General features: G+C 70.9%; 20 protein-coding genes. 6 read left to right on the forward strand and 14 right to left on the reverse strand.

All coding sequences use genetic code 11. From position 1 onward, the window contains the following. Window positions 1–41: 41 nt before the first annotated feature. From BMY07_RS02420 to BMY07_RS02455, 8 genes are all read right to left on the reverse strand, one after another. Window positions 42–875, reverse strand: a complete 834-nt coding sequence (locus tag BMY07_RS02420; RefSeq protein WP_092774715.1) for a LamG-like jellyroll fold domain-containing protein — start codon at window positions 873–875, stop codon at window positions 42–44. Beyond that, entirely contained in the window at window positions 872–1726 is an 855-nt protein-coding gene (locus BMY07_RS02425) for a S24/S26 family peptidase (protein WP_143073310.1), read from the reverse strand. The genes BMY07_RS02420 and BMY07_RS02425 overlap by 4 nt, the downstream gene beginning before the upstream one ends. A gap of 4 nt (window positions 1727–1730) precedes the next feature. Continuing rightward, window positions 1731–2384, reverse strand: coding sequence for a hypothetical protein (locus BMY07_RS02430; RefSeq protein ID WP_092774717.1), 654 nt, complete (start codon window positions 2382–2384; stop codon window positions 1731–1733). Between the two features lie 448 nt (window positions 2385–2832). Next, window positions 2833–3645: an ArsR/SmtB family transcription factor gene (locus BMY07_RS02435; protein WP_092774718.1), complete on the reverse strand. Its 813-nt coding sequence runs from the start codon at window positions 3643–3645 to the stop codon at window positions 2833–2835. A 117-nt stretch (window positions 3646–3762) separates the two neighbouring features. Continuing rightward, a complete protein-coding gene (locus BMY07_RS02440; RefSeq protein WP_143073311.1) occupies window positions 3763–4389 on the reverse strand; it encodes a hypothetical protein in 627 nt (208 codons plus the stop codon). Further along, complete coding sequence (locus tag BMY07_RS02445) at window positions 4390–5040, reverse strand: hypothetical protein (RefSeq protein ID WP_092774720.1); 651 nt, start codon at window positions 5038–5040, stop codon at window positions 4390–4392. Window positions 5041–5383: 343 nt separating this feature from the next. Further along, on the reverse strand, window positions 5384–6199 hold the full coding sequence (locus BMY07_RS02450) for a glycosyltransferase family 2 protein (RefSeq protein ID WP_092774721.1): 816 nt from the start codon (window positions 6197–6199) through the stop codon (window positions 5384–5386). Between the two features lie 377 nt (window positions 6200–6576). Further along, entirely contained in the window at window positions 6577–7110 is a 534-nt protein-coding gene (locus tag BMY07_RS02455; protein WP_092774722.1) for a DUF11 domain-containing protein, read from the reverse strand. A 183-nt stretch (window positions 7111–7293) separates the two neighbouring features. Here BMY07_RS02455 and BMY07_RS02460 point away from each other — a divergent pair, with 183 nt between their 5' ends. Then, the gene (locus tag BMY07_RS02460; protein ID WP_092774723.1) at window positions 7294–7983 is read left to right on the forward strand and encodes a Clp protease N-terminal domain-containing protein; all 690 of its coding nucleotides are present in this window, start codon (window positions 7294–7296) and stop codon (window positions 7981–7983) included. 1102 nt (window positions 7984–9085) lie between these two features. Here the strand turns inward: BMY07_RS02460 and BMY07_RS02465 are convergent. After that, the gene (locus tag BMY07_RS02465) at window positions 9086–10207 is read right to left on the reverse strand and encodes an ABC transporter substrate-binding protein (protein ID WP_092774724.1); all 1122 of its coding nucleotides are present in this window, start codon (window positions 10205–10207) and stop codon (window positions 9086–9088) included. 47 nt (window positions 10208–10254) lie between these two features. Between BMY07_RS02465 and BMY07_RS02470 the strand changes: the two genes are divergently transcribed. Next, on the forward strand, window positions 10255–10683 hold the full coding sequence (locus tag BMY07_RS02470; RefSeq protein ID WP_092774725.1) for a MarR family winged helix-turn-helix transcriptional regulator: 429 nt from the start codon (window positions 10255–10257) through the stop codon (window positions 10681–10683). A gap of 57 nt (window positions 10684–10740) precedes the next feature. Here BMY07_RS02470 and BMY07_RS35815 read toward each other — a convergent pair whose 3' ends face one another. Beyond that, window positions 10741–10863 (reverse strand): hypothetical protein, encoded by a 123-nt coding sequence (locus tag BMY07_RS35815; protein ID WP_281245023.1) that lies wholly within the window; start codon window positions 10861–10863, stop codon window positions 10741–10743. A 1273-nt stretch (window positions 10864–12136) separates the two neighbouring features. On the opposite strand from BMY07_RS35815, the gene BMY07_RS02475 reads away from it, so the two are divergent. Then, window positions 12137–13522: an APC family permease gene (locus BMY07_RS02475; protein WP_092774726.1), complete on the forward strand. Its 1386-nt coding sequence runs from the start codon at window positions 12137–12139 to the stop codon at window positions 13520–13522. After that, a complete protein-coding gene (locus BMY07_RS02480; protein WP_092774727.1) occupies window positions 13519–14517 on the forward strand; it encodes an acetamidase/formamidase family protein in 999 nt (332 codons plus the stop codon). The genes BMY07_RS02475 and BMY07_RS02480 overlap by 4 nt, the downstream gene beginning before the upstream one ends. Window positions 14518–15125: 608 nt before the next feature. Here the strand turns inward: BMY07_RS02480 and BMY07_RS36125 are convergent. The 3 genes from BMY07_RS36125 to BMY07_RS02495 are packed head-to-tail and all read right to left on the reverse strand — an operon-like array spanning window position 15126 to window position 18862. Further along, entirely contained in the window at window positions 15126–15731 is a 606-nt protein-coding gene (locus tag BMY07_RS36125) for a MarR family winged helix-turn-helix transcriptional regulator (RefSeq protein ID WP_092774728.1), read from the reverse strand. 39 nt (window positions 15732–15770) lie between these two features. Next, entirely contained in the window at window positions 15771–17177 is a 1407-nt protein-coding gene (locus tag BMY07_RS02490) for an ATP-binding protein (protein ID WP_092774729.1), read from the reverse strand. Beyond that, complete coding sequence (locus tag BMY07_RS02495) at window positions 17174–18862, reverse strand: NAD(P)/FAD-dependent oxidoreductase (RefSeq protein WP_092774730.1); 1689 nt, start codon at window positions 18860–18862, stop codon at window positions 17174–17176. Before BMY07_RS02495 ends, BMY07_RS02490 begins: the two co-directional genes overlap by 4 nt. A gap of 245 nt (window positions 18863–19107) precedes the next feature. On the opposite strand from BMY07_RS02495, the gene BMY07_RS02500 reads away from it, so the two are divergent. After that, window positions 19108–19602, forward strand: coding sequence for a helix-turn-helix domain-containing protein (locus BMY07_RS02500; RefSeq protein ID WP_245782147.1), 495 nt, complete (start codon window positions 19108–19110; stop codon window positions 19600–19602). Between the two features lie 1165 nt (window positions 19603–20767). On the opposite strand, the gene BMY07_RS02505 is transcribed toward BMY07_RS02500, so the two are convergent. Next, a complete protein-coding gene (locus tag BMY07_RS02505) occupies window positions 20768–23599 on the reverse strand; it encodes an ATP-binding protein (protein ID WP_092774731.1) in 2832 nt (943 codons plus the stop codon). A 457-nt stretch (window positions 23600–24056) separates the two neighbouring features. Here BMY07_RS02505 and BMY07_RS02510 point away from each other — a divergent pair, with 457 nt between their 5' ends. Beyond that, window positions 24057–25703: an MFS transporter gene (locus tag BMY07_RS02510; RefSeq protein WP_092774950.1), complete on the forward strand. Its 1647-nt coding sequence runs from the start codon at window positions 24057–24059 to the stop codon at window positions 25701–25703. Window positions 25704–25736: the final 33 nt, after the last annotated feature.

Raw genomic sequence — 25736 nt, forward strand, 5'->3', positions numbered from 1 at the left:
GGGGGGGGCGCGGTGGGGCCAAGGCTTATAGGGGAAGTGCGCTACGCGGCCAGGCTGTAGTGCTGGCTCACCTGGGTGGAGGTCATGGCGTACGGGTAGAAGGAGATGAACGCCAGGTAGTCCCAGAAGTGGGCGAGGTCCTGGTCGGTGCCGAAGCCGTTGGTGAAGCCGTTGGTGTTCTCGTAGCCGATGCGGAAGTACGCGGTGAGGGCGGAGGGGTGGCCGCTGGAGTTGGAGGCGCGCAGGACGCCGTCGACGTAGAGGAAGAGGCCGGTCGAGGCGTTGTGGACGCCGACGACGTGGTGCCAGGCGCCGTCGTTGAGGGCGTACGAGGTGGTCAGTTCGTAGTTGGACGAGCCCTTGACCAGGAACGCCACCCGGCCGGTGCTGGTGATGGTGAGCAGGTTGGTCTTGTTCGTCGACGCGCCGGTCTGGGTGCCGCCGAAACCGCAGATGACGCCCTGGCTGTTGACCGTGCGGAACCAGGCCTCCTGGCTGGTGCTGCTGCCCGGGGCGATGGCGATGGTGCCGGGCGTGGAGATCCAGTGCGTCTGGTCGACCCTGGCGTACCAGTCCACCGGCCGCGCGCACGGGTACGGGTTGGCGGCGTTGGAGTTGCGGCCGCCCTGGTAGGTGCCGTCCGCGCCGGTGGACGACGCGTCGTAGGCGATGACGCCGCCGGAGCCCTCGTTGAGCGGGTAGTGCCGGGTGGCGCCATCGGCGAGCGGGACCTGCGTGCAGTCGAGGACCGCCGAGGTGACCCGGTTGGTGGTGTTGACCACGCGCGCCAGGAAGGCGCTGAGCGTCGAACTGGTGCCGAGCCAGGTGATCAGCACGAGCACCCCGGCCAGTGCCGCCAGCCTGCGCTTGATCATCGCACCGTCCTCCTGCCCAGGAACACCGACACCGCGAAGGGGACGCAGCACAGCGCCAGACACACTGTCCACCACAGAACGGACATGTGCGCGTCGACGGTGAACGGCACCTGCCCGTCCGAGTTGGCCGCCTTGCTCACCAGGTCGGCGACCTGACCGGCCCGCAGGTCGGCGAACACCCCGTCCGGGTCCTGCACGCGCACCGGCAGCACCCCGGTGGCCACCACGGTCGCCGTGGTCACGCCCGCCTCGCCGAGCGTGGTCAGCACCGCGGCGTTGACCAGCGGCCGCAGCGCCACGATCGCCGCGCACACCACCAGCGAGTAGCCGACCAGCCGGGTCGACACCCGCCAGCGCGGCGTCGACCAGCGGGTCAGCAGCCACACCAGCCCGGCGCCGGGCAGCAGGATCGGCAGCGCCTTGATCACGTACGCCATGCCCCACAACCGGGCGACGACCTTGCCCACCAGGTGGTCGGGCACCACCGGCCGCGGGTCCTCCGCGCCGTTGATGTCGCCCTTGGTGAACACCACGCCGTCGGTGATCCGCACGACCCGGTGGGTGTGGGTGACCCCGCCCTCGACCGGGTCGAACGAGATGATGTCGCCGACCCGCACCTGGTCCAGCGCGATCGGACGGGTGAGCACGAGCGTGCCGACCGGGGCCGCCTGCCCCATCGACGGCGAGTCCACCGACAGCCACCGCCCGCCGGTCGCCCGCCAGCCCAGCACGAGCACGAGGCCGACGATCAGCACCGCGCCCACCGCCGCCAACGCCCGGACCGCGGCACGCGACGGAGCGGCGCGGTGTCTGCCACCGCGCCGCTCTCGTCGCTGCCGCTTGTCGGTCATTGCATCAGGAGCTGAACGTCCAGGTCAGCTGCTGCGAGGCGGTGAGGCCCATGTAGCTGTTGCCCAGGCCCGCGGGCAGGCTGACGACGAAGGTGTACGCCTGCGAGCCCGCGGGGGCGAGCGCGGTCAGCGACAGCGGCGTGGTGAACGCCGCCAGGGTGCCGTTGTAGGAGGTCGGGCCGGTCGCGGTGGCGGCGGCGTAGATCTTCAGCGTCACCTGGGCGCAGAAGTCCGACGCCGGGGTGATGCCGCTGACCGAGCCGGACTGGCTGCACGTGGCCGGGGTCAGGGTGAAGGTCGCGGGGGTGATGCTGCCCTGGTTGGACAGGGTCACCGTCTTGGTCGCCGAACCGCCGGGCATCAGCGTGTTGCCGGTGTACTTGTTGATGGTCGCGCAGTTCGCCGAGTTGGTCGACGAGCTGCTGCTGGTGCAGGTGTTGGTGCCGTCGGTCTCCTGCATGACCAGCGAGCCGGTGGACACGGTGTCGGTGGTGTTGGTGATCGCGGCGGTGAAGGCGGACAGCGTGCCGGTCAGCGACAGCGCCAACAGCACGGTGCCGATGAGACCACCCAGGATCACGATGAGGGCAGACCGGCGGTCACGTGTACGGGTGCCGCGCTTGCGTGGGGACGGCACGTACTCCGGGGACGTGGTCATGGCCAACCTCTTCTCGGTCCGGCATGGGTGGTGCCGGTAGGGCGGGGACGCGGTTCCTGCTCGTGTGCACCACACAGTCCATCGCGGACTGTGGACTGATTCTTAGGAGTGACACGAACGAGTGTGCCCAGCGTGACGGAGCGGGCGTGTGGCTCGGACGACTGTGGACAGTCCGATGCAGACGCTGCGTGTCATCGAGGGCCACCGCGTCCCCGCCTTCCGCCGGGCCGATGGCCGAGAAGACGGGCGAACTACACGCTGTGTGGCAAAAAGGCCTACTTGAGGCACTTTAGTAGCTAAAACGGGTGAACATGCTTGAGTGGATCACGGAACGCCGGATCGAGTGGTCCAAGCCACACGTTCCGGGCGCCTTTCGTGACGTGTTGTCAGAAAACCAGTCCGAACCGAGCGTCTCGGTTGCCCCGGGGGAGTGCTCGGGGTGCGCAGGCTACCGCGCGATGGGCGGGAGCGGGTCTCCCGTCTCCAAGAGGGTCTTGAGGCTGGAGACGATCTCCGGCCACCCGTGGCTGACCCCCGCCACGAGCTCGCTGCCCGGCTCGAACCCGTCGTGGGTGACCGTCAGCCGCACCCGCCCCTGCAGCGGCTCGATGTCGAAGGTGACCTTGGACCGGCGCTGCGCGGCCAGCACCGCGATCTCGGCCGGGTCGAACCCGTGCGAGTCGCGCCACTCGTCGCTGAGCGTGTGCCAGGTGTAGGACAGCCGCCGCGGCGGGTCGGCGAGCAGCACGACCTGCTCGGGGTCGGTGATGGTGACCCCGTTCTCCTTCCACGTCATCGGCGCCCCGGTCACCCACTCGCTGGTCAGCTCCACGCCCCAGTACCTGCTGGTGAACGCGGGTTCGGTCAGCGCCTGCCAGAGCCGTTCCGGCGTCGTGTCGATGTAGGAGGTGTAGACGAACTCGGTCGGCCCCTCGGGGGTGCTCATCGGGTGCTCCAGTGCTCGTTTCAGGTCGGCGAGCGCGCGCACCCGCCCCCGGTCGTACTGCCTGATCCAGCGGTCGGCGATGGCGTTGACCGGCTCGGCGTTGAGGTGGTGCAGCTTCTCCCGGCCCCGCCACGCGGTGCTGACCAGGTTCGCCGCCTCGAGCACGGCCAGGTGCTTGCTCACCGCCTGCCTGCTCATCGCCAGGCCCGCGCACAGCTCGCGCAGGCTCAACCCGTCGTGCTCGTTGAGCCGGTCGAGCAGGTCGCGGCGGCTGGGGTCGGCCAGCGCCCGGAAGACCTGGTCGCTGGGGTCCACGGCCGCTCCTCAGACAGGCAACCCGGTGGTTGCCCATCCAGCATAGGCAGCCGCGCGGTTGCCTGTAAAGCGGGTGGCCCAGCCCGGGTTCGGACTGGGCCACCCGCGGTACTGGGACTAGCCGACCTTCACGACCACGTCGTCGACGTAGTACGTGCGGGTCGCGGGCCAGGCCGCCGCGATGCCGACGGCCACGTTGAGCTCGGACTGCGAGAGCGTGTTCACCGTCGTGGTGAAGGTGTACTTCGCCCACGTGTTCGCGGTGTGCGTGATGCTCTGGTACTGCCAGCCCGCGCTGGGCGAGCCGGAGTCGCTGTGCGGGTTGACGGTCCCCGCGTAGGCCGCGGCGTTCCACGCGTTGGCGGAACCGCCGGAGGACGAGCGCACGTAGAAGCTGATCTCGACCGGCAGCGCCGACGACTGCTGCGGGTTCAGGTAGTACCACTGGATCCACGGCTTGCCCGCGGAGTTGAACGAGCGGATCCGGAACCGGGCCGCGGTGGACCCGCTGCGCACCACGGTGCCGTTCTTGTCCACCCAGTAGCCGGACGTGTCGCCGTCGTCGTGCTGGACGATGTCGTCGAGGTTGTCGAAGTCGTAGGTGTAGGTGACCGCCGCGGCCCTTGGGGGACTGGCGGTTCCGGCGGCCGCGGCGGCCGCGTCCCCGGCGAACAGCGCGGTGCCCGCGGTGACGACAGCGGCCGCGATCGCGGTGAGCTTCTTGGACAGCATCGTTTCCCCCACTCAGCCGATGGTGACGGACACGTCGTCGAAGTGCAGGTAGTCCCTTGTGGTCTCGAAGTTCGCGTGCAGCGCGATGGCCACGTACACCGTGTTGCCGGAGGCGACGGTGTTGACGGTGGCGGACTTCGTGTACTGGTGCCAGCCGCCGTAGTACTGCTCCGGCGTGATGTCCCAGGTGCCCAGGTTGTCCCAGGGCGGGTTCGACGCGGTGGCGCCGAGGGTGTGGTCGGTGCCCTTGATGGACGCCGTGGTCAGCCAGTAGCCGGAGCCGGGGCCACCGGAGGCGGGCGACCAGCCCCAGTACGTCACCGTCACCGGCAGCGCGGTGCTCGCGGTGGTGGTGAACGCCTTCTCGATCCAGATGGTCCCGTTGTCCCAGGTGCCGTCGAGCTGGTAGTTCAGCGACTGGCTGCCGCCGTGCGCCCGCGCGGTGGTGTGGTCGATCCACCACCCCCTGGTGTTGCCACCGTCCTCCGGTGACCAGCCTTCCCAGTCGCCGCCTTCGAAACCGTAGGTGTAGGTCGTCGAGGTCACCCCGGCCGGTGCGGCCAGGGGTGTGTTCGGCGCGGCGAGCGCGGGCGCGGCGATGCCGATCCCGGCCGCGAGACCGATGCCGACCACGAGCGCGGCGAGCCTGCCTTTCGGAGACACAGCTGTCCTCCCGAGTGTGAGCTGCTGCTTGTCGTGCGCGATATCGCCCCGCGCGGAAGCGACCGGCATTCAACGCGTGAAATGCCGGTGGCGCGCGGGTTTCGGTAGGTTGATCTGCCCCAGAGTCCTTCCGAAACCCAAGCTAGCAGCACACTCCGACGCCGGTCAGCGCCGATCGGGTGCATCCCATTCGATGGTAAAGGGCACGCGGACCCTTGTCGGTGCCCGCGCGCCCTTATTCTTCAATGGACTCTTTGTGGGTTGATCCCGCCGGTGAGAGACGGTGCCAGGTCGGGAACGATGCCGGGTGGGGACGAGGGGGCGGGTGGCGGGAGAGAGTGACTCAGGTCCTGACCGCTGTTCTGCTCGATTGGTCGGTGCCCCAGCCGACCTGTCCGCCCCGGGTGCTGACCAGCACCCGGGCGAGCAGCGTCACAGCGACGAACACCGCGACGTCGACCAGGTAGGCCTGGCGGGTGCGCACCAGCGTGACCATCGTCGCCAGGCCGGAGCCCGCCGCGCTGCTCTGCTGGATGTGCGCGTTGCCGCGGTGCACCCGCTGGCGCCTGCGGACCAGGCTGCGCAGGTCCCTCGGCGCGGTCACCGTGACCACCGCGCTCGACACGACCGCCCGGTCCGGCACCGTGCTCGACACGTGCCCGTCGTCGCTGATGAGCTCCGGCGGCAGCGGGAACAGCCGCTCGTGCGCGTCGCGGGTCAGCACGTAGACGCCCCGCCCGGAGGCCGCTCGGTGCACCGACGGCAGCCGCTGCCACACCGCGTAGTACCGGCGCACCGCCCACGACGCCCCGGTCAGGTCGAGCCGCGCCGCGGGCATCGCCGCCGCGACGCCCGGCTCCCTGGTGGCCGCGGCGAGTGCGTCCAGGTCAGCGCCCCGCAGTTCTATATCGGCGTCCAGGTACGCTCGCGGGAAATCGACACACAGCGCGTCGCCCGCATTCAACGCGGCCGCTTTTCCGGGTTCGGGGACCTCGACCACCAACGGCGCGCTGGGATGGGCGCGCGCGAGTTCGGCGGTCCGGTCGGCACATCCGTTCGCGACCACGACGACGCGGTTCACCTCGACCGACTCGGCGAGTCTGTCGAGGCACGCGATGATGCCGAACTCCTCGTTGTGCGCGGGCACAACGACATCCATGTCTTTCCCCCTCGGCCATCCCCCGATGATCACGACAACACCTACGGAGTCGCGGTGAACCGGTTGCCGTTACTGGATTTTCCGGTTGCCGACCGAGGCTGCCGATCCCGCCTGGCGGAAGGCGTTGGGCCGTTCGTGGAGAATGGCCACCCGACATTTCGGTCATCAAAGTACGAACTGGCCGGTGGTGTTCACCGAATGTGCAGGCAGCGGTCTTGACACTGCTCTAGCCGGGTCCGGGAGCTCGCGGACCGGTTACCCACGGTTGGCTCGACGTTCTCTTTGTCGCGCACCGGAAGTCCGGGTGTGACATTGGCGACTGCGGCCGCCGACCGGTCTATTCCGGACAGTAGGAAACGGACGGAGACACCGTACGGTCAGTCGTTTTCCTCGCGCGCGGACTGCCGCCTGCGGGCGAACAGCGCGACCCCGGCCGCGGCCAGCAGCCCGGCGGCGACGTACCAGCGGTTGCGGGTCACCCACGAGTCGGCCGCTGCGGCGACCACCCGCGCCGAGTGCGACGCGCAGACCAGCGGCGGCCCGTCCTGCACGGTGCGCGCGCAGGCGATGGTGGCGACCCTGGCCCGCTCGTCGCCGACCACGGTCATGGTCGAGCGGAACACCGCCTCGCCCCCGGCGGCGAGGTCGACCGACCACTCGACGGCGGCCGCGTCCGCGGTGCCGATCGGCTCGGCGGTGTCGAAGCGCAGCCCGGACGGCACGCTCTGGGTGAGCGCGAGGCCGTCGACCGCGGCGGTGCCCAGGTTGCGCAGGACGACGGTGTAGGTGAGCCGCTCCCCGGTGATCGCCGCCGCGGTGTTGTCCACCGAGATGCTCAACCGCGGCTGCCCCTCGGCGGGGGCGGGGAGCGCGGCCAGCAGAACGGCGGACAGTACTGCGGTCGCGATCACGGCGGCTCCTCGGCTGGATTTCCCACGCGTGCCTGCGGCATTGCCGCGGCATTCCCACGCGGTGCGGACCCACCCTACGGATGACCGGGGAAATCGCCCTTTCCTGCCACCCGATCGTGTGGCGAACTGCCGGTGGGAATGCGCGCCTTGACGCTAACCCGTAGTGGGGTTATATATGGGGGTATGCCCAAGGTGAATGTGTACCTGCCGGACGACCTGGCCGATGCCGTCCGCGAGTCCGGCCTGCCGCTCTCGGCGATCTGCCAACGCGCGCTGGAACTGTCGGTCCGCCGGGTCACCGCCATCCGGTCCGCCACCCTCGACGACCTCGACGCCCTCACCCAGTTCACCGACCGCGCCAAGACCGCCATCCGCCTGGCCATCGCCCGCGCCCGCGCCGACGGCGTCCCCGAGGTCGGCGCCGAGCACCTCCTGCACGGCATCCTCACCGAGGGCGCCAACCTCGCCCTCCACATCCTCCGCCTCGCGGGCGCCGACCCGGCCGCCCTCAGCCCCGCACTGTCCACAGGCGACACCCCGGCGGACCGCTTCGGCCCCACCGCCGCCACCGCCCTGGAAATGGCCGTCACCGAGTCGCTGACCCACGGCCACAACTACGTCGGCTGCGAACACCTACTCCTCGGCATTCTCGCCGACCCCACCACCCTTGCCGCCCAAACCCTCCACACCCACGGCATCACCCCCAAACCCACCCGCGCCGCGGTCTTGGCCGCCCTCGCGGGCTACACCCACCTCCGCGCCACAACCCCAGACCCCACAACAGCGTTAACGGCCGCCCTCCGCACCGAACTAACCCCCATCCTCACCCGCCTCACCACCCTCGAACACCACACCGGCCTAACCACCCCCTGACCTCCCCGGCACCACCCCACTGCGGCGCGCTCGAGTCCTCTCGCCCCACCAGAGCGGCTCGCGGTGCCCCGCGCTCCCGCAAGGATGGCTCGTGCTGGCCCCTTCGCTCTCCCACCAGAGCGGCTCGCGGTGCCCCCCGCTCCCCTCTGAGGGTGGCTCGTGCTGCCCCTTGGCTCCGTCAGGGCGGCTCACTGCATCCCCGCCGTCCTCGCACCGGCCGTCAAGCCTGTCTTCACACCCCTCGCGGCGCCCTCACACCGGCCCTCGCGCCCGTCTGCACACTCACCCTCGCGGACGCCCCCGCGCCAAGCCGTCACGCCTGTCGTCCCACCCGCCCTCGTGACGTCCTCACACCGGCCCTCGCGCCGTCGTCCCACCCGCCCTCGCGGCGTGTCCTCACACCGGCCTCCACGCCCGCCCTCGCGCCTGCCTTCACCTCTATCCCCGCAGCGTCCCCGCGCCGGCCCTCACACCCGTCTTCACGCCCGCCCTCGCACCGCCTACATGCGCCTGCACTCGCTGCATCCCGCATCGGCCCACACGTCCGCCCTCGCAGCATCCCCGTGCCAGCCATCGCGCCTGTCTTCACACCAACCTCGTGGCGTGTCCGCACACCGGCCTCACGCCCGCCCTCGTGGCGTCCTCGCGCTAGCCCGTGGGCCCCTCACTCTGTCCAGCCCCCACGGCCTGCGGCCCACGCCGGGTTCGACATGGACCAGTCCGTCCAGCGCACCCCACCGCCTACTGCAACCCCCACCGCCTACCGCCACCCGCGCCGCCTACCGCAGCTTCCCCTCTTACCGCCGCCCCCACCTCTAGCAGGCTCTCGCGCGCGCGGTCCCGACCCTGCCCAGCCCCCACCCACTCCGGGGGGCGTCCCTGTGCCAGTCTATCGGTACCCCCCGACACGCGATCGTGAAACCACCCCGCCCAAGATCCACATGTGGATAACTTCTGTCCCTGAACCGGGTGAACTCCAGCGTCCCAAAGTAGCCCCGGGGGAAGCCGTGCCGCGCCGAGAAGCCACAGGTCAGCGGCGTCGCGAGGGAGCCGGGAGGCGATTGGCCAGCTACCCGTCAGTGGCGCAAGCGGGACAAAGGGGTCAGCCGGACAGCGGGGTGATGACCGTCAGGTCCAGGCCGGTGGCTCGGGCCAGGAATCCGCCCGCGCGGGGCGGCCCGAGGGGGGCCGCTGACCAGGGGCCGCGGTCGCCTGAGGTCAGCAAGGACAGTGTGGCCTGTTGGGCTCGGTCGGGGGTCAGCGCGGAGATCGCGGACAGGGCGGCGGCCAGGTGGACGCCGTCGTAGCAGGCTTCGGCGTAGGCGTCGAGGACGGGGGCGGTGCCGCCGAAGAGGGCGCGGTGGCGTTCGGTGAGGGACATGCGGCGGTCGTCGCCCTGGCCCGCGAAGGAGCGCATCGCGGCGTACAGCTCGCCGGTGTCGTCGCCGCCCGCCGCGAGCAGGCCGTTCTCCTCAAGGGAGCCGGAGAGCCGGACCACCCGCGAGGCGAGCGGCGACCCGGCGAAAACCCGGTTGAACTGGGCCAGGTCGCGCCCGACGAGGCTGAGCAAGATCGCGTCGACCCGCACCCGCGCCAACCCGGCCACGATGGCTTCCGCGTCGATCCCACTACCGGGGAACGGCACCAGCCGCTCCGCCACGACCTCCGCCCCCAACGCGCGCACGATCCCGCCCGCCGCCCGGTGCACCGCCCGCGGCCAGATGTAGTCGCTCCCCACCAGCGCCCACCGCCGAGCCCCGCGCCGCGCGACCAACCACCGCACGGCAGGCGCCAACTGCTGCGTCGGGCTGTCCCCGAGCAGCACGACCCCGGCCCGCCGGTGACCTCCCTCGTGCGGGGGAGTGAAGATGTACGGCACCCGTCCACCCAGCGCGACCTCCAGCGCCCGGTGCACGTCACTGGTGTGGAACCCGACGAACGCGTCGACCAACCCGGCCAGCGAGATCGCGTCCGCCGCCACCACCTCCGGCGCCTGACCCGCGTCGACCAGCACCAACTGCACCTGACGGCCGACGACACCGCCCGCCGTGTTCAGCTCGGTGGCCGCGAGCGCCGAGGCCATCAACCCGGACGGCCCGGTCAGCCCGAGCGCCCCGGACAGCGGTAGCAGCAGGCCCAGCCGCAGCGCCGCCGGGTCCGGTCCGGTGAGCGCGACCTCCACCCGGTCCCGCACGACCGCGCGCACGACCGAGGTGGAGTCCATGACCGGACAGTATGCTCGCCGGGAGGTCTTACGGCGAAGGGCGCGTCATGGCTGGTCAGCGCGGCACGCAGGTGCCCGACCTGGTCGATCTGCTGACCAGGGCGCAACGCGCGCTCGCCCGCGACCTGGGCGCCGTCCTGGAGGAGGAGTCGACCACCGTCGACCAGTGGCGGGTGCTGCGCGCCCTCGCCGCCGCCCCGGACGGCCGCTCCATGGGCGAACTCGCGGTCACCGTCGAGATCCCCCACCCCACCCTGACCCGCCTCGTCGACGCCCTGGTCGACTCCGCGTACCTGTACCGCACCCAGTCCCCCGAAGACCGCCGCCGCGTCTCGGTCCACATCTCCGAACTCGGCCGCACCAAACTCGACCGCCTCGAAGCCCTCGCGACAGCTCACGAGAAGAGCCTGGTCGACCGCCTCAGCGAGGACACGGTCACGGCGCTGTCGGCACTCTTGCGGGACCTACGCCTGTAGATCGGGGATTTGGGGAGAAACTCGTCCCCTGGTTTATCCACAGGGGACGGTGCGCACTCAGATGTCGGTGCGCTGCAACGGGTCGTCAGTGGTAGCCGGGGCCAGCACGGGCGGTTCGAGCCGCTGCATGCCGACTGCGCCGAGCATCAGGACGAACGGCATGGCGAGCGCGATCCACATGGGAAGTTCCCCTCTGGTTTTCGGTCGGTCCGTTCCCCGATTCAGATACCCCCACCCACCGCCCCCTACACCGACCGAGTGGCGATGTGGCCCCGCTCACCCGGATGGCCGACCATCCTCCGCTGCCCGCTGCCCGCTGCCCGCTGCCCGCTGCCCGCTGCCCGCTGCCCGCTGCCCGGCTGTGGGACTGTGCGCTAGGCCGCCACCTCGCGCCACCACCGGCACCGCACCCCACCGCGCTCCCGGGCCGCCGAGGGGGTCGGGTCGGGGCTTCACCGGTCGCGGGGACGCGCGTCAGGCGCCTCGTGCCGATCAAGCCGGGATCGCCATCGGCACCTTCGCCCGCCATCGGCACCCCACTCGTCGCCCGCCCCCACGCCGAGCCGCCACCTCGCGGCACCAGCACCTACCCGCCGCGCCCCCTGCTCCAGGTCGTCACTCGGCCCTCCACACCACCGGAGTCGATCCGCCGGTGCAGCTCAGAGCCTTCTCGCAGCCGAAGTCGTGCTTGGTGACCGCGCCCGGCGCCGGGTGCCAGTAGCGCCGGCACCCGGCGCTCACCATCGGCGCTTCGCCTGCGTCCGCACCCCAACCAGCCGCGCACCCAACTCCAGGCCGTCGCCAGCCCTCCATGCGCCACCGGCACCCCACCCGCCGTCAACCAGCACGCCCAGGCCACCACCCTCGAACGAGTGATTTCGCCCCGCGCCCACCCCCGACGCCCCCCGCACCCGCCGCCAACCAAGATCAACTCCCCGCGCCGGGGCCCACCCTCCCGGGGGCCGGGGGCCCATCTCTGAACCTATCGCGGTCGGCGTGCTGTCAATAGGGCTCCGGCCGAGGTTGTGGATGGTTCGAGGGTTGTGGACAGGTGAGGCCCGGGAACGCGCGGGGTGGCGGGTAAGCGAACGCGCGTGGTGGACGAGGGGCGTGGCCAGACGGCGGCACGTAAGTGAGCGAGGGCCCTGCGTGGACTGCGCGCGCGGGCGAGTGAGAGGGCGGCATGCAGGCGGCGAGGGGCGTGGCTGAACGGCGGCGAGCGGGGGACGGCTCGTGGGAGTGGGAGTCGGTCGGTGGTCCTGGGGGGGCTGGCGTCGTCGGCTCGGGAGGTCTGGCCGGGCGTGGCCGGCCAGCGGGTATCACCCTGGTTTCGGGCGGAATCGTCGCGGAGGAGAGAGCAGACTCGGGCGAACTATTTTCAAATGGAAGTAATGGCTCTACGCTTCGCCCACCGCGGCCGGGTGGTCGGGGGGTGGTGGGGTTGGAGGAGCGGATGGGCGAGGACGGTGGGCTCGGCCGGTACGGCTACACCCAGGAGTTGCGGCGGACGTTGGGGTTCCGGGACCTGTTGGTCTACGGGCTGATCTTCATGGTGCCGATCGCGCCGTTCGGGATCTTCGGCAGTGTGTTCGCCGGGTCCGGGGGCATGATCGCGCTGGCGTACGCGATCGGCATGCTCGCCATGCTGTTCACCGCGAACTCCTACGCCCAGATGGCCAAGGCGTTCCCGATGGCGGGGTCGGTCTACACCTACGCCGGGCGCGGGATCGCCTCCCCGGTCGGGTTCCTGTCCGGCTGGATGATCCTGCTCGACTACGTGCTCGTGCCCAGCCTGCTGTACTTGATCGCGGGCATCGCGATGAACTCCCTGCTGCCCGCCATCCCGGTCTGGCTGTGGCTGGTCGCGTTCGTGGTGCTCAACACCGCGGTCAACTTCCTCGGCATCGAGATGACCGCCAGGGTCAACCGGGTCATGCTGGTCGCGCAGCTGGCCATCCTGGCGATCTTCATCGTCATCGGGGTGGTCGCGCTGACCCAGGGCAAGGGCCGCGGCTTCAGCTTCGCCCCGTTGTTCGACAGCGGGAACTTCTCCTGGACGCTGGTGTTCGGCGCGGTCTCCATCGCGGTGCTCAGCTTCCTCGGCTTCGACGGCATCTCCACCCTCGCCGAGGAGAACCGCGACTCGGCCAGGGCGATCGGCCGGTCGATGATCGCCGCGCTGCTGGTCACCGGGGTGCTGTTCATCGTCCAGACCTGGGTCGCCGCGCTGCTCGTGCCCGACCCGGCCGGGTTGATCGCCAACGGTGACGCCGCGGGAACCTCCTTCTACGACGCCGCGAGGGTGGCCGGTGGCGGCTGGCTCGCCGTCCTGACCGCCGCCGCGACCGCCGTGTCCTGGGGATTCGCGAACTCCCTGGTCGCGCAAGCCGCCACCTCCCGCCTGCTCTACGCCATGGCCCGCGACCGGCAGCTGCCCGGGTTCCTGGCCAAGGTCCACCCGACCCGCAAGGTCCCGGTCAACGCGACCCTGCTGGTGGCCGGTGTCTCGCTGGCGCTCGGCCTCTACATGCAGACCCGCGACGACGGCATCACGCTGCTGAGCTCGCTGGTCAACTTCGGCGCCATGACCGCGTTCCTGGTGCTGCACGTGTCGGTCGTCGTGCACTACGTGGTCCGCGCCCGCAGCCGCGACTGGTGGAAGCACCTCATCGCCCCGGCCATCGGGTTCGCCATCCTGGCCTACGTGGTGATCAACGCCAAGGTCGCCGCGCAGGCGCTCGGGTTCGTCTGGCTCGGCATCGGCGCGGTCATCCTCGTCGGACTGCTCGCCACCGGGCGACGACCGGCGCTCGCGGGCATCGAGGGGGACGACAAGTGAGGGTCGAACGCCTGGAATCCGAGCCCGCGTACTCCTTCGGACCGAGGGAACCCGCGCTGACCGTCCCACCCGGAACGGTCGTCGAACTCTCCACTGAGGACTGTTTCGGCGGTGCCGTGCGCGGCGTGGACGACCTGCCCAGCCGGGTGTGCGAGTTCCCGTACCTCAACCCGGTGACCGGCCCGATCGCGGTCGAGGGCGCCGAACCCGGCGACACCGTCGCGGTGCACTTCGTCGACATCCGGCCCCGCCGCGACTGGGCGGTGTCCACCACGTTCCCGCACTTCGGCGCGCTGACCGCCACCCACACCACCGCGATGCTGCACGACCCGCTGCCGGAACTGGTCTGGCGCTACGAGGTCGACGTCGACCGCTGGACCTGCTGCTTCCACGCCCGCGGCAGCGACTTCAGCATCGACCTGCCGCTGGACCCCATGCACGGCACCGTCGGCGTCGCCCCCGCGGCGCACGAGGTGATCATGAGCATCACCCCGGGCGCGCACGGCGGCAACATGGACACCCCCGAGATGCGCGCGGGCACCACGGCGTACTTCGGCGTCAACGTCGACGGCGCGCTGATCTCCCTCGGCGACGGCCACTGCCGCCAGGGCGAGGGTGAGGTCTGCGGGACCGCAGTGGAAGCGGCGATGTCCACTGTGGTCGTCGTCGACCTGGTCAAGGGCGCGCCCTGCCCGTGGCCCAGGCTGGAGGACGACCGGTACCTGATGTCCACCGGCACCGCGCGCCCGCTGGAGGACGCGTTCCGGATCAGCCAGCACGACCTGGTCGGCTGGACCGGCCAACTGCTGGGACTCGACGCCCTCGACGCGTACCAGCTGGTCAGCCAGACCGGCCTCGCCCCGGCGGGCAACGTCGTCGACACGAACTACACGATGCTCGCCAAGATCGCCAAGGACGTCGTCGGCGTCCCGGCGTTCGACGGCGTGCACGACCGGCTGCGCGCGACAGCGGCGAGGTACCTCGCCGAACGCTAGCGGCCACCTGGCGGGCGGGTGTGCGCGGTGTCCCGCGCAGGGTGGCACCACGCACACCCGCCGACCAGGCAACACCAACAGCGTCCGGGCAAGTGCGGCAGACCGACCACATCGGACAAAACGCCTCAGTCCGCAGGGAAACGTCCACAGCGGATACAGTCGCGGGGGAGACGTGCACGCCCGTGATGCCGACGCCCGTGGCACGCACAGCCGAGACACCGGCACCTGCGACGCCCATGCCCGTGGCATTCGTAGCCGAGACGTCCGCGCCGGAGCCGCTCACACCCGAGGCGGTTACCGCCGAGTCGCCTGCACTCGATACGCCGGCGCCCGGGACACTCAGGTTTGAGACGCTCGGACCGCGGTCGTTCACGTCCGCGGCATGCGCAGCCAAGTCGCCCGGACTCGAGACGCCAACACCGGCATGTTCACGGTGGGGACGCCCGCGTCGGAGTCGCTCACTGCGAGGCGCCCACGCCCACGGTATTCGCAGCCGAGAAGCCCCGCACACGAGACGCTGGCACCCTAGACAGTCACGCTGAGGACGCCCGCACCAGAGCCGCCCGCGCCCGGGGCATTCGTACCTGAGCCACCTGTGCTCGAGGTGCTCAAGTCCGATGAGACACCCTCGTCGCAGATGCCTGCGCCTGCGCGTTCGCACCGGAGGCACCCGCGCTGGAGACGTCCGCACCCTGGGCATCCGCGGCCAAGACGCCCGAACCTGAGTCGTCCGCGCTCGGTGTGTCCGCAGCAGTCACCGTGGCGAGATCCACACTGGACACGGTCACCGTGGAGACGTTGGCCCGCAACCGGTCGAGCAGTCGCACCAACACGGCCGTCTCCCCGGCGCTCAATCCATCCCCGAGTCGTCCCTCGAAGCCGGTGACCACCTCGCGCAGCCGGGCGAACAAGTCCTCCCCGCGCTGGGTCAGCACCACCTCGTGCGTCCGCCGATTGCCCGGTGCCCGCCGCCGGGTGAGTAGGCCGTCGTCTTCCATGGTGTTGAGGTGGTGGGTGAGCGTCGCGCACTGGATGCCCACGGCCGAAGCCAACTCCCGTTGCGTGCCGATGTCCTTGGTCTTCACCGTCAGCAGCACCTGCCACACCGGCACGCTGCCGCCCACGGCCGACATCGCCTCGTCCATGGCCCGGCCGACCTCCTTCGCGGTTCGCGCCAGGAACAACCCCAGCGGCCCGTGGTCGACCTCGTGCATGGGCCGAGAATAGGACGACCGCCGCGCCCCCGCCAGCGATCAGGGCTGGGTCAGCGGCAACCACACCTGGAACCGGGTGTTGCCCGGCTCCGAGTCGACCCGGATGTCGCCGTGGTGCTTGGCGACCACGATCCGCCACGAGATGTCCAGGCCGAGCCCGGTGCCCTCGCCGACCGGCTTGGTGGTGAAGAACGGCTCGAACACCCGCCCCACCACCTCCGGCGGGATGCCGGCGCCGGTGTCGACGACCTCGACCAGCAACCGGCCGTCGTGGTGCGAGGTCCGGATCGTCAGCGTGCCGGTGCCGCCCATCGCGGCCAGCGCGTTGTCGATGAGGTTCGTCCACACCTGGTTCAGCTCGCCCGCGTACCCCGGCAGCGGCGGCACCGACCGGTCGTATTCCTTGTGGACGGTGACCGCGCCGACCTTGCCGCCCAGCATGACCAGGGTGGCGTCGAGCAGGTCGTGCACGTCGACCACCTGGAACGGGGCCCGGTCGAGCTGCGAATACTGCTTGGCGGCGCCGAGCAGGGTCGACATCCGGGTGGTGGCGTCCTCGATCTCGTCCATCAGCGCCTCGGTCCCGACCGTGTACGCCAGCCAGCGCACCGCGGGCTCGGCCGCGCTCGCCGGGCAGCTGCCGATGGCCTTGGCCAGCCACGCCACGTCGAGACCGCCTGCCACCAGTGTCGGCGCCAACTCCCAGCCGCCGGAGATCCCCAGGGACTCCAGCCAGTCCGCCAATTCGTCCTCGCGGTCGCTGGCGTCTATCGGGGACAGTCGCGGGGCCTTCGCGACGCGCTCGACGGCCTCCTCCTGGAGCCGGACCATCGCGGGCAACGTCGCCGGGTCGAGCGCCCCGGAAGCGAGCAGCGACAGCTTGTGCCGCATACCGGCGACCCGTTCGCGCAGGGCCGCGGTCGCCCGGACCGCGGCGGCCGCCGGGTTGTTCAGCTCGTGGGTCAGGCCCGCGGTCAGCGAACCCAGCGCCAGCAGCCGTTCCCGCTGTCCGACGATCGCCTGGGTGGCCTGCATGCCCCAGAACAAGCCCTCCAGCAGGTGGATGCCCATCGGGAACCACGACCGCACGGCCGGGCCGAACTCGGCCGCGGGCAGCTGCAGCATCCGGACGTCGGTGACCGCGACGACGGTCATCAGGTAGATCCGCCGCGAGGTCACGTCGTCCTGCAGGTACGCCTGCGTGGCGCCGAAGTACGAGCCCCGGTGGTCGGTGCGGGAGATCTCCGCGCGCTCACCGCCGATGGTCCGCAGCAACGACACCGTGCCCTCCAGCAGCACGTAGAAGCACGTGGCCTCCGCGCCCTCGCTCAGGATCTCGGTGCCCGCCGCGTCGGTCTCCACCACGCCGTGCTCGGCCAGCCACGCCAACTGCTCGTCGTCGAGGCTCTCGAACAGGAACAGGCCGCGGATCTCGTCGGGTGTCATGCCTTCTCCAGGTACCGGTGCACGAGCGAGACCGCCATCGCGCCCTCGCCGACCGCGGAGGCGACCCGCTTGACCGACTCCGCCCGCACGTCACCGGCGACGAACACCCCGGGCAGGCTGGTCTCCAGGTGGTACGGGTCGCGGTCGAGCTCCCAGCCCGGTGGTCGGGCGCCGTCGGTCACCAGGTCCGGGCCCGCGAGCACGAACCCGTTGCGGTCACGGGAAAGGGTACCCTCCAACCAGTCCGTGCGCGGCGCGGCGCCGATGAACGCGAACAGCCACGACGCGTCCACGGTCGTCGACTCACCGGTCTTGTTGTCCCGCAACGTCAAGGTCTCCAGGTGGTCGCCGCCGGTGCCGCCGACGACCTCGGTGCAGGTCAACACCTCGATGCACGGCACGTCGGCGATCTGGTCGATCAGGTACCGCGACATCGACCGGTCCAACGACTCGCCGCGCACCACCAGCACCACGCGCTTGGCGTGCCTGGCGAAGTACATCGCCGCCTGGCCCGCGGAGTTCGCGCCGCCGACGATGTAGACGTCCTGGCCCGCGCACCCCGGTCCCTCGGTGGTCGCCGCGCCGTAGAACACGCCCCGGCCGGACAGGTCGTCGAGCCCGGGCGCCGCCAGCATCCGGTACGACACGCCGGTCGCCAGGATCACCGTGTGCGCGGCCAGTTCCGTGCCGTCGTCGAAGCGCACGACCCGCGCCGCGCCGCGCGGTTCCAGGGCCACCACCTGGCGCGTGGTCAGCATCTCCACCTCGAACTTGGCCGCCTGCCTGCGCGCCCGCTCGGTCAGCTGCTCGCCGGAGACGCCATCGGGGAAGCCGAGGTAGTTCTCGATCCGGCTGCTGGTGCCCGCCTGCCCGCCGGTGGCCATCCGCTCCACCAGCACCGTGCGCAGGCCCTCGGACCCGCCGTAGACCGCCGCGCCGAGCCCGGCCGGGCCGCCGCCGACCACGATCAGGTCGTAGAAGTCGGTCGCGGGCACCGTGCTCAGGCCGACCGTCGCGGCCAGTTGCGCGTCGGTGGGCTCCACCAGCGCCGCGCCGTCCTCGGTGACCACCACCGGCAGCCGCGTCCCGTCCTGCCCGGCCGCGGCCAGCAGCCGCTCGCCCTCGGCGTCCTCGCCCAGCGCGAGCCAGCGGAACGGCACCGAGTTGCGGGCCAGGAAGTCGCGCACCTCGTAGGACCGGCTCGACCAGCGGTGCCCCACCACCCGCACCTGCCGCGCGGGCTGCCGGGCCGCAGCGGTCCACGCCGCCAGCTGCTCGTCGAGCACCGGGTACAGCTTCTGCGCAGGCGGGTCCCACGGCTTGAGCAGGTAGTGGTCCAGGTCGACGACGTTGATCGCCCGGATCGCGGCGTCGGTGTCGGCGTACGCGGTCAGCAGCACCCTGCGCGCCAACGGGAACACCGCCATGGCCTGCTCCAGGAACTCGATCCCGGACATTCCCGGCATCCGGTAGTCCGCCAGCAGCGCGGCGACCTCCTCGCCGCGCAACTTGATCTCCCGCACCGCCTCCAGCGCCTGCTCGCCCGACTCCGCCCGCACGACCCGGTAGGTCGCGCCGTACCGGGCGCGCAGGTCCCGCGCGATCGACCTGGACACCCCGGGGTCGTCGTCGACGGTGATGATCGAGGCCCGCGGTGCCCGCGCGGTCGCGTCAGCAGTGGTCATGCCCCCAGTCAAGCACCAGGGCGGAGGTGCGCGGAAGCCACGACCCGAAGGCTCCTTCACAGTGTGTGAATGGCGAGGCGCGGCGGTTGACGGCCCCTGAGCCACCGGTGAAGGATTCGGGGCTGTCGGGGAAAATCGGATCCGCACAGCGGCGGAAACACGGGGATTCGGGCGCCGCGGGGTAACGCGGGCGTCGCGGTCCGCGATTGTCGCTTGGGGAATCCGGGCGAGTTCTGGGGGGTGGCGTGAGCGACCGCCGCGAACGGGTGTTGTCGAATCCGAGGCTGCTGCGCGCGATCGGGCACGAGTTGCGCACCGCGCGCGAGGATCGCGGGTGGACGCGGGCGCAACTGGTCGCCCGGCTCGACCTGGAGGTCCACTCGCAGACGATCGCGACGTACGAACTGGGCATCCGCCAGTGCACACTGGCCCGGTTCGTCTCGATCTGCGAGGCGTTGGGCATCCCGGCGCCGGAAGTCCTGGCGACCGCGTTGCGGCAGGCCGAGGTCCAACCGCACCTGCTGGTCTGCTCGGTGGACCTGCGCGCGCTCGCCGCCGACCGGACCCCGGACCTGCACCCGATCCGCCGCTGGGCCCACCACCGCCTCACCACCGACCCCGGCGACGACGGCGTGGTCCACTTGGAACCCAAGGCGGTCGCCGACCTGGCCGTCTTCTGCGGACTGACCCATGTGGACCTCTTCGAGCGGCTGACCGCCCTGTCCGCGCAACCGCGCTAGTGGTAGTCCCACCAGGCAAGCGCGGGCTGAGCATTGACGACGGTCAGCGTGAACACGACGAACACGATCGCGGCGAACTTCTTGCGCACAGTCGACTGACTCCTCGGGGATAGCGCTCAGCAGCAGCACCCAGCCACGCGACACGCCAGACGAAGATCCTTACCCGCCATCTTGGTCCACCCGTTCGAGTGAAGTCAACTCTCTCAGGCAACAAAAAACCCTCCGTTGCCTCCCCGGACGCCCGTCCCCCGCCCAAGATCAACTCCGCGGCCGGGGCCCGCCCTCCCGGGGGCCGGGGGCCCATTCCTGAACGTATCGAACCTGGCCACTTGTCAATAGGGGTACGGCAGAGGCTGTGGATGGCTCGAAGGGTTGTGGACAGAGGGGAGTGCAGGCACCCCACGGCAAAGCCAAGGGCGTCGGCAGATCCCGGTTTGCCCCCAGTGCATCCGGTCACCCGCTCCTGACTCGACTCCGCCGGTCAGGAGCTCCCCGCACTCGACTGCCCGCCCCTGATTGACGCGGTGGTCGGAGGGTTGTCTGGCACTCGGCCGCCCGCACGTGTTCGACTCTGCGGTCCGGGGCGTCCCCGTGCCCGGCTGCCCGCCCCTGATCGACTTGGTGGTCGGAGGCTTCACTGGCACTCGGCCGCCCGCACGTGTTCGACTCTGCGGTCCGGCGCGTTCCCGCGTCCGGGTGCCTGCTCCAGATCGACTCCACGGTCGGGAAGTGTCTCTCGCGCTCGGCTGCCCGCGCCTGTTCGACTTTGTGGTCGGATGTCTCTCGCGCCCGACTGCCCCGATCGCGATCGACTCTGTGGTCTAGGGCTTTCCTGGCGCCCGGCTGCCCGCTCGCGGTCGACCCAGTGGTCGGGAGTCACTTGCGCGCCGGGCTGCCTACCCGTGATCGACTCCGTGGCCCAGGGCTTCTCTCACGCCCGGCCGCCCGCCGGTGATCGACTCCGCCGTCCGCAGCGTCCCTTGCGCCCGGCCATCCGCCCAAGATCAACCCCGCGGCCGGGGCCCGTCCTCCCGGGGGCCCATTCCTGAACGTATCGAACCTGGCCACTTGTCAATAGGGGTACGGCAGAGGCTGTGGATGGCTCGAAGGGTTGTGGACAGAGTGGTCTGCGGCGTGGGTGCGGCAGCCCTGCGCGGAGGGAAGGTCAGGCTCGGGGGATCTTGGCCAGTACGGCGTTGTAGTGGGCCGCGTTCCCCATCAGGTCGTACAAGGCCGCCGAGTCTCGCCAGGCTGTGTGGGCCTGTGGGGTCCTGCCCTGCCCGACCAGGACGTCGCCGAGGAGGTTGAGGGATTTGGCGTGGGTGGGGAGGTCGTGTACGCGGTCAGCCAGGTTTATTGCGCGTCTGGCCAGGGTCTCGGCCGCGGCTAGGGCGCCTCGGGCGTGTTCGACCTCGGTCAGCGCGACCAGGGTGGCCACGACGATCACCGAGTCCCTGGCCTCCTCGGCCGTGCGCAGCGCCGCCTCGCCGTACGCCGCGGCCTCCGGGAAGCGGCCGCGGGCGCGCCACACCGCGCAGATCCCGGCCAGGACGCTCGCCCTGGCCGACTCGTCGCCGCCCGCCACCGCGAGGCGCTCCGCCTCGCGCAACGCGGTCAGCGCCTCGCCGTGCCTGCCCGCGGCCAGCAGTGCGTCGCCCAGCGCGTGCAGTGTCCACCGCCTGCCCTGACCGTCGTGGCCGCGTTCGGCGAAACCGAGGCTCTCGCCGAGCAACCCGATCGCACGATCCGCGTCGCCGAGTTGCAGCGCCAGTCTGCCCAAGTGGAACCGGATCACACCCTGGCCGCGCACGTTTCCGGTCGTGTCGGCGAACTCCCGCGCGCGCAGCAAGGCGCGCTCAGCGTCCGCGAACCGTCCCAACGTGAGGTACGTGAGCCCGAGGTCCGCCAGCGACGACGCCTCCGCCTCGGCATTCCCGTCGCGCCGGGCGGAGTCGACCGCGATCTCCCTTGCCAGCCTGCATTCCTCGTGGTGGCCGTTGCGTTGCAGGTACCGACTGGCCGCGTGCGGCAACCGCCACGCGTACCCGTGGTGCCCCGAGTGGGCGGCGAACACCATGGCAGCCATGAGGTTCACCTGCTCGGCCGCGAACCACTCCCGTGCGGACTCCGCGCCGGTGAACCGCGTCGGCAGCACCAAAGGCTCAGGCGGGGGAGGTGGACCAGTGGAGTGTCCAGGGTAGAGGGTGTCGTGAGCGGCGATCGCGGATCCCAGGTAGTAAGCCAAGATCCGGCGCTCCGCGGCGTGACGACGGGCAGGCGGGTCGTCGGTGTGCGCGATGCGGTGGGCGCACTCCCGGATGAGATCATGGAACCGGAACCGCTCTCCGTTGCGCTCCAACAGGTTCGCATCGACCAAAGTAGACAGCGCCAAGCGTGGATCGCCACCGCCCCAACAAGCCCGAGCGGCCGACACGCTGAACTCACTGCCAGGATGGGTGCCGAGCGCGCGGAAGAGGTCGCGCGCGTGCGGTGGGAGCGCGCGGTAGGACCACGTGAACAAGGTCTGCGGCGAGGTGTCGCCATCGGCGTCGATGCCCAGCTCCAGCAGCAAGCGCCGGGCCGGGACCGAGCCGCGGCGCAGCCGGTACTCGGCGACGTGCCCGCCGACCACGGCGATCACCAGCGGCAGGCCGCCGCACAGCCGGACCACCTCGGCCCACAGCCCGGCGTCGTCGCGCCCGAGGCGGGTGCTGAGCAGGGTCGTCGACTCCGCCCGCGACAGCGGCCCGACCTGGACGCGCCGCACGTCGAGCGAGGTCAGCGCGGTGCGGCTGGTCACCACCACCAGGCAGTCGGTCAACAACGGCACCAGGGGACGCAGCTGGTCGGCACCGCGGGCGTTGTCGAGCACGACGAGCGGGTGCTTGCTGGCCAGCACCCGGCGTAGCGCCGCGGCGCGGACCAGGGGCGTCGCGGAACTGTCCGGCTGCTCACCGAGACCGGCCAGCAGCTCGTCGACGACCGCGGCGGGCGAGGCAGGTGGCTGCCCGGAATGGCCTGCCAGGTCGACGAAAAGGTCGCCATCGGGGAAGTGGCCGCGGACCTGGTGTCCCCAGTGGACGGCCAGCGCCGTCTTGCCGACACCGGGCATCCCTTCGAGCACGACCATTCCCCGCCTGGCCTCCACTGCCGCGTCGAGCGCCGCCAGTTCCGTTGCCCGGCCAACGAAGTCGGTCACGTCGTGGGGCAGCTGCCGCGGCTTGCGGGGGAGTGGCGCCGACGGGCCGCCTGCGACCAGTGACTCGTGATGGTGCAACAGGTGCTCGGCGGCCTGGATGTCGCCGTCAGCACGCAGCGAGCCGCGCACGGCCAGGCAGTACTCGCCCGCTTCCTCGACCCGGCGCAGCGCGTGCAGGACCACCAGCCGCAGTTTGTGCAACGCGAGGCTATCGCGGTGCTCCGGCAGCAGAACGTCCAACAGCGCCAACGCCTCGTCGCCCCGACCGAGGTCCAACAGGGCGCGCAGGTGGGTGCTGTGCGCGGGGATCAGCTCCTCGCGCTCGAACCGCGCCCGCCAGGCCATCGCGTCCGGTGACCGCAGGTCCTCCAGCGGCTTCCCCCGGCTCAACCGCAGCGCCCGGTCGGACAACCGCGCGGCACCCGCGTGATCGCCCCGCATGGCGTGCTCGCGCGCGGTCGTGGCCAGCTCGCGGAACTGGAAGTAGTCGATGGCGGAGCGGTCGGTGTCCAGCCGGTACGTGCCGCGGTCACCGCGCAGGCTCGCGGGCACCGGCAACCGCTTGAGCAGCCTGCGAATCCGGGTCGCGTACACGTCCAGCGTCGCGGCGGTGTTGCCCGGCCTGCGCTGGTCGTCGCCCCACACCCAGCGCGCCAGGGCCGCGGCCGCGAGCGCCCCGCCGGGTGCCACCAGCAACGCGGCCAGCATCGCCCTCGGTTTGGCGGGCGCCCACCGCGCGTCCAACTCCCCGTCGAGCCGCAACGCCGTCGAACCGAGCACCCCGAACGCGGCTTCCACCGCCCCCACCCCCGCCCTGGATTTCCCCGGATCCGGCGCCGCCCGCGCGCGGGTCGGTTGTGCGTTGGTTCGGGAATCGAGTGTAGTGAGCGGCGAACCCGTTCCGCAGCGCCATTCCCGCCGTTGTCAGCCGCATGGTGCAACGATTGTGCGGAAAGCGGTGCGCGCTTCCAACATTCGGTCTACCCCGTTGGTTCCGCGCTGTCCGGCTTTTGGCACCCGCGTTCGGCGGAAAACGTGAAACACCGGGATCGGGCCGGTCAACGCTGGGTTTGCCGGCATCGCCCTGGGTTGGCAGGCGGTCGAACCGGTCATTCCGGTCGGTGTGACGGACAGGTCATTGCCCTGGGGCAATCGTTTTGCTTAGCATGGCTAAGTGACACGGACCGAGCGCGCGGCGGGGGCCACCCCGGGGCCGCGCTACAAGTGGATCGCGCTGTCGAACACGACGCTGGGGATGCTGATAGCCACGATCAACTCCTCGATCGTGCTGATCGCGCTGCCGGACATCTTCGCCGGGATCGGCATCGACCCGCTCGACCCGGCCAACACCGGCTACCTGCTGTGGATGATCATGGGCTTCCTGGTGGTCACCGCCGTGCTGGTGGTCGGCTTCGGCCGCCTCGGCGACATGTTCGGCCGGGCCAGGATGTACACGCTGGGCTTCGCGGTGTTCACCGTGTCCTCGGTCCTGCTCGCCGTCACCTGGTTCACCGGGGACGCCGCCGCGCTCTGGCTCATCGGCTGGCGGGTCGTGCAGGGCGTCGGCGGCGCGTTCCTGATGGCCAACTCCTCGGCGATCCTCACCGACGCCTTCCCGGCGCACCAGCGCGGCATTGCGCTGGGCATCAACGGGGTGGCCGCGATCTCCGGCTCGTTCCTGGGCCTGGTCGTCGGCGGGGTGCTCGCGCCGGTGAACTGGAACCTGGTGTTCCTGGTGTCGGTCCCGTTCGGGCTGGTCGGCACCGTGTGGGCGTACCTGAAGCTGCACGACACAGGGGTGCGCGGGCACGCGCCGATGGACTGGTGGGGCAACCTCACCTTCGCCGTCGGCCTGGTCGCGGTGCTGGTCGGCATCACCTACGGCATCCAGCCCCACGGCCACTCGCAGACCGGCTGGGGCAGCCCGTTCGTGCTCGCGTGCCTGCTCGGCGGGGTCGCGGTGCTCGGGGTGTTCGTGCTGGTGGAGCGCAGGGTCGCCAGCCCGCTGTTCGACCTGTCGCTGTTCCGGTCGCGGTCGTTCGCCTGGGGCAACGTCGCCAACTTCGCGGCGTCGCTGGGGCGCGGTGGGCTGCAGTTCGTGCTGATCGTGTGGTTGCAGGGCATCTGGCTGCCGCAACACGGGTACAGCTACGAGCAGACGCCGCTGTGGGCGGGCATCTACATGGTCCCGATGACCGTGGGCTTCCTGCTCTCGGCGCCCGCGTCCGGCATCTTGTCCGACCGCCTGGGCAGTAGGATGCTCGCGACGACCGGGATGCTGCTCACCGCGTTGTCGTTCGTGCTGCTGATAGCGCTACCGGTGGACTTCCCGTACCTGGCGTTCGCGGCCGTTCTCGTACTCAACGGCGTGGGGATGGGCATGTTCTCTTCGCCTAACCGCGCCGAGGTCATGAACAGCCTGCCCGCACACACCCGGGGCTCTGGCTCGGGGATGATGACGACCTTCCAGAACACCGCGATGGTCCTGTCCATCGGCTTCTTCTTCAGCCTGATCGTCGTCGGTTTCGCGGGCAGCCTGCCGGAGGCACTACGTACCGGCTTGCAGGCGCACGGCGTGTCCGCTGCCTCCGCCGACCAGGTCGCCTCGCTTCCCGCCGTGGCGGTGCTGTTCGCGGCCTTCCTCGGTTACAACCCGATCCGACAGCTCCTAGGTGACCAGCTCATGAGCCTGCCGCCGGACCAGGCCGCGTACCTGACCGGCCGCGGGTTCTTCCCGAGCCTCATCTCCGGGCCGTTCTCCACGGGACTCGCGATCGCCTTCGGTAGCGCTATCGCGTTGTGCCTGGTGGGGGCTGTCGCGTCGTGGTTGTGCGGTCCGGTGGCGCGCACCGAACCGCACGGGGTCGAGCTGGCCTCGGCGGCGGGGGAGCGGGTCGGATAGTCCACTGTGGAGCGCCAAAGGCCGCGGGAGTCC

Origin of the sequence: Actinokineospora terrae, assembly GCF_900111175.1 — a bacterium.
Lineage (GTDB): Bacteria > Actinomycetota > Actinomycetes > Mycobacteriales > Pseudonocardiaceae > Actinokineospora > Actinokineospora terrae.

What these genes read in the sequence shown, in the direction of transcription:
- BMY07_RS02420 (WP_092774715.1), bottom strand. Translation starts at nt 875, where the DNA reads ATGATCAAGCGCAGGCTGGCGGCACTGGCCGGGGTGCTCGTGCTGATC.
- BMY07_RS02425 (WP_143073310.1), bottom strand. Translation starts at nt 1,726, where the DNA reads ATGACCGACAAGCGGCAGCGACGAGAGCGGCGCGGTGGCAGACACCGC.
- BMY07_RS02430 (WP_092774717.1), bottom strand. Translation starts at nt 2,384, where the DNA reads ATGACCACGTCCCCGGAGTACGTGCCGTCCCCACGCAAGCGCGGCACC.
- BMY07_RS02450 (WP_092774721.1), bottom strand. Translation starts at nt 6,199, where the DNA reads ATGGATGTCGTTGTGCCCGCGCACAACGAGGAGTTCGGCATCATCGCG.
- BMY07_RS02460 (WP_092774723.1), top strand. Translation starts at nt 7,294, where the DNA reads ATGCCCAAGGTGAATGTGTACCTGCCGGACGACCTGGCCGATGCCGTC.
- BMY07_RS02465 (WP_092774724.1), bottom strand. Translation starts at nt 10,207, where the DNA reads ATGGACTCCACCTCGGTCGTGCGCGCGGTCGTGCGGGACCGGGTGGAG.
- BMY07_RS02470 (WP_092774725.1), top strand. Translation starts at nt 10,255, where the DNA reads ATGGCTGGTCAGCGCGGCACGCAGGTGCCCGACCTGGTCGATCTGCTG.
- BMY07_RS35815 (WP_281245023.1), bottom strand. Translation starts at nt 10,863, where the DNA reads ATGTGGATCGCGCTCGCCATGCCGTTCGTCCTGATGCTCGGCGCAGTC.
- BMY07_RS02475 (WP_092774726.1), top strand. Translation starts at nt 12,137, where the DNA reads ATGGGCGAGGACGGTGGGCTCGGCCGGTACGGCTACACCCAGGAGTTG.
- BMY07_RS36125 (WP_092774728.1), bottom strand. Translation starts at nt 15,731, where the DNA reads ATGCACGAGGTCGACCACGGGCCGCTGGGGTTGTTCCTGGCGCGAACC.
- BMY07_RS02490 (WP_092774729.1), bottom strand. Translation starts at nt 17,177, where the DNA reads ATGACACCCGACGAGATCCGCGGCCTGTTCCTGTTCGAGAGCCTCGAC.
- BMY07_RS02495 (WP_092774730.1), bottom strand. Translation starts at nt 18,862, where the DNA reads ATGACCACTGCTGACGCGACCGCGCGGGCACCGCGGGCCTCGATCATC.
- BMY07_RS02510 (WP_092774950.1), top strand. Translation starts at nt 24,057, where the DNA reads ATGCTGATAGCCACGATCAACTCCTCGATCGTGCTGATCGCGCTGCCG.